The organism is Laceyella tengchongensis, assembly GCF_900182735.1.
GTDB classification, from domain to species: domain Bacteria; phylum Bacillota; class Bacilli; order Thermoactinomycetales; family Thermoactinomycetaceae; genus Laceyella; species Laceyella tengchongensis.
Map to the genome: position 1 here is coordinate 1 of NZ_FXTU01000020.1, position 3,473 is coordinate 3,473.

Annotated in this window: 3 protein-coding genes and 2 rRNA genes; 4 read left to right on the forward strand and 1 reads right to left on the reverse strand. The window is 49.2% G+C overall.

What is annotated here, in order from left to right:
- From QQZ12_RS16775 to QQZ12_RS16785, 3 genes are all read left to right on the forward strand, one after another.
- Window positions 1-186 (forward strand): 16S ribosomal RNA (locus tag QQZ12_RS16775); the annotation flags it as partial.
- A gap of 266 nt (window positions 187-452) precedes the next feature.
- Window positions 453-650, forward strand: coding sequence for a hypothetical protein (locus QQZ12_RS16780; protein ID WP_102992699.1), 198 nt, complete (start codon window positions 453-455; stop codon window positions 648-650).
- A 315-nt stretch (window positions 651-965) separates the two neighbouring features.
- Window positions 966-1,664 (forward strand): FadR/GntR family transcriptional regulator, encoded by a 699-nt coding sequence (locus QQZ12_RS16785; protein WP_102992698.1) that lies wholly within the window; start codon window positions 966-968, stop codon window positions 1,662-1,664.
- Between the two features lie 174 nt (window positions 1,665-1,838).
- Here QQZ12_RS16785 and QQZ12_RS16790 read toward each other — a convergent pair whose 3' ends face one another.
- A complete protein-coding gene (locus tag QQZ12_RS16790) occupies window positions 1,839-3,068 on the reverse strand; it encodes an MFS transporter (RefSeq protein WP_284724683.1) in 1,230 nt (409 codons plus the stop codon).
- A 322-nt stretch (window positions 3,069-3,390) separates the two neighbouring features.
- Between QQZ12_RS16790 and QQZ12_RS16795 the strand changes: the two genes are divergently transcribed.
- Window positions 3,391-3,473, forward strand: a 23S ribosomal RNA gene (locus QQZ12_RS16795); the annotation flags it as partial.

The following is a 3,473-nucleotide window of genomic DNA, read 5'->3' on the forward strand; positions in this document are numbered from 1 at the left end:
TCAGCATGTCGCGGTGAATACGTTCCCGGGCCTTGTACACACCGCCCGTCACACCACGAGAGTTTGCAACACCCGAAGTCGGTGAGGTAACCTTTACGGAACCAGCCGCCGAAGGTGGGGCAGATGATTGGGGTGAAGTCGTAACAAGGTATCCCTACCGGAAGGTGGGGATGGATCACCTCCTTTCTAAGGAGCTCTTTTCAGAGCATCATCGATTATTTTCTTGGGTCACGTGACACTCACTCTTTAGTTTTCAGGGAATACCAAGCCCCAGCCTAAGGCTGGGGCTTTTTGATTTGCAAGGATACGATGCCGGACGGTTGTGACGCTGACCTCGCATGGATAGAAAAAGTATGTTCCCTTCGTCGAATGATTGTATGTGCAAGATGAAGGGGGTTGAGAAAAGCGTAAGGGACAAGTTCATTGAACATAGATAGATCGAGGTGAACTAAATGAATGAAGAACAATTCATGCAATTGATCCAACAGTATGCCAACCGAAAACCGCAAGGGTATCGAAACAAAGTGCTTGCTCTTGGATTTTTTTGGGCTATGCCGTTTTTGGCGGCGGTGTTGGAAGAAGCTGAGCAAGGCGCGACATGTCATATATTCCGCAACGGGCTTGTTATTTTATTGCCGTTGAGCCCCTGACTCCACTCAATGATGAAGAAAGCGAAACGCTCAGCGACCAAATCGATGAAATGTTGGAGCCTTTCATTGAAGCGTCCCATGCTTGTGTGTATCGTGCAAAGGCGCATCAGAAATAGGATTGCCGTCAGTTCGGCTACCCTTGGGGGTGTGGCCAGGCTATCTTTGTGCATCAGGCTTGAACGAGGCGATCATAGACTGAGTTTTGTGAGTTTAAATGACAAGACTGACCCAGGGCATGCCGTTTTATGATATATTTTGGTTGAGCCTGTTTTGGGTTTGGTCAAATCTGCTGTATAAAGGGTGAAATTATCATATATGTTCAAGCCAATTTTTGAAGAACGATCGTCGATGAGTGAACGAATTATTTCGCAGATTATGGATGCCATTGTAAAAGGAGAAGTGAAGCCGGGGGAGCGGTTGCCAACGGAACGGGATTTGGCTACTTTGTTCCAAGTCAGCCGCACCGTGGTCCGTGATGCGATCAAAACGCTTGCCGGCCGTAACATTTTGCATGTGAAGCATGGGAAGGGCATCTTTGTGGCCAACATTCAACCGACAGACATCGAGTCGTTTTCCCAGGCCAATTGGGAGGACGCTGCTGTCCATGATTTGTTCGAGATTCGAAAAGTGTTGGAGACGGAAGCAGCGGCCTGGGCGGCGGAGCGGCGACAAGCGCATCATTTGGAAAAGCTGGAATGGATTATTCAAGATGCAAAAGCGCACTCAGACGAACCGGAAGTGTTGGATGAACGGGATGCGCAATTCCACATGGCTATCGCGGAAGCTTCTTGCAACTTGGTTTTGGTGAAGATCATGCTCTCTTTGCTTGACTTATTAGCCAAAAGCAGACAGGGAAGTTACAGCATTCCTGGACGGTCGTTAGAATCATTGCAAGACCATGAATTGATCATCGAAGCGATCAGGGAAAAGGATCGCGAACTAGCCCGGCAACGGATGCTGCAACATCTCGAAGGAGTGGAACAAACGGTCAGCAAACATGGAAACAAAGGGTAGCCATCCCCATCAATGAAATCGCTTCCAATTTGAAGGGGATTAAATTTTCAAAGTGGCATTTCTTATGCGTTCGACAAGCTCGGACTGTCTGGAGGATTGATGAGCAACGCCTGGTTTTTCGCCCATGCGACCGGCAACAGGTGCTTTGCTGGTTTCGTCCCAGTGCCCAACAGGTTAAGAATGACCGATAGGACGGATGGGGCCTAGCAAAAAGGCGATGGCTAAGACCGAGATGAGCATACAGACTCCGCCCAAGGTCAGAGCCGCGGCAAACCCCGCTATTTCGGCGACCAAGCCGGTTAAGATCGGCGAGACGATGGCTGCCGCTGCCCCTGCGGTGTTCATCAATCCCCCCAGTCGACCCGTAAGCTTTTCGGTAGCGATATCCTGAGGGAGAGTCCATAAGATGGCCGCAGACGCCGATTCAGCGGCCATAGCGATGATCAAGAGGATGGCCGCGGTGTGGACGGATTCGACAAAGGCGGCGAAGATGACTGACGCCGCCACCAATTGAGTGATAATCAAAAGGAATTTTTTTATTTTTGTTGGAGAGTGTCCACGGATGATAAAAAAATCAGATGTCAATCCGGCCAGCGGCTGCGCAATCATCCCGGCAACCCAAGGGATGGTGACGTAAAAAGCTACGGATGTCAATGAGAGATGACGCTCAGTGACAAAGTACATAGGCAACCAAGTCAAATACAAATAATAAAGGTAATCCTGCAGGAATTTGATGATCAGGATGGCCCATGTGTTGCGGTGTTTTAGCAAAATAAGAGTGGAGGCCGTGGGTGAGGTTGGTTTTGAAGTCAGTGGAGCATGTTCTTGGTAAGTGGCAAACCATATCAAAACAAAACCCAATCCGCCCAAACCCGTTGCCAAAAATGCGCTTTGCCAATCGGGGCGGGCATCGCTTCCAAATGTGAGCATCAACCATGCCATCAGCCCTGGTGTCACAGCGTACCCCAAGCGTAATCCGGCTAAATAAATCCCTGTCGCCAAACCACGCTCGGTTGTGGCGAAATGTTCGCGCACGACTTTGGTCGCAACGGGGAAGTTGGCCGACTCACCGATCCCTACCAACGTTCGACTCACCAGCAACGTACTAACATTGCGGGCTAATCCAGTCATCGCGCAAGCGATGGACCAAAGCGTTGCAGCCCATCCGTATACTCGCTTGGCCCCGAAACGATCGACTAACCAACCGGATGGAAGATTGCACAACAAGTAAGTCCAGCCGAATGACGAAAGAACCAACCCCATGGTGCTCATATCGAGATGAAGTTCCTGTGCGATATACGGACTGGCAGTTGCCAAGCTGGAACGGTCAATCGCGTTAATCAACGTACCGCTGAAAATCAACAGTAGAATCCACCACTGTTTGCCTGTAAAATGATACTTCATTTGGACACCTCGCGTTCCGCCTCAAGAGTGGATGATTGTTTATGAATAACTCTATGCCTTGCATCTGCGTGAAAGACTACGTCTAGGGCGAGGTGGAAGTTATTGGTTGGGATATTGGTATAAAAAAATGTTGTTTTTAAATTGAGTTCGTGATATATTATTCCTTGTCGCCGCGATGCGGTGATCACAAAGAAACGCACCTTGAAAATTAGATATGGAATAAAGCAATGAGGTTAAGAAGGAAAATCCTTCTTTGACCGTCGATGTTGCAATCACCGAGGAGATACCGAGCGGCATAGCGATATGCCGAATAAACCTAGTAGGTTAAGCTACTAAGGGCACACGGTGGATGCCTTGGCGCTAGGAGCCGATGAAGGACGGGACGAACTCCGATAAGCTTCGGGG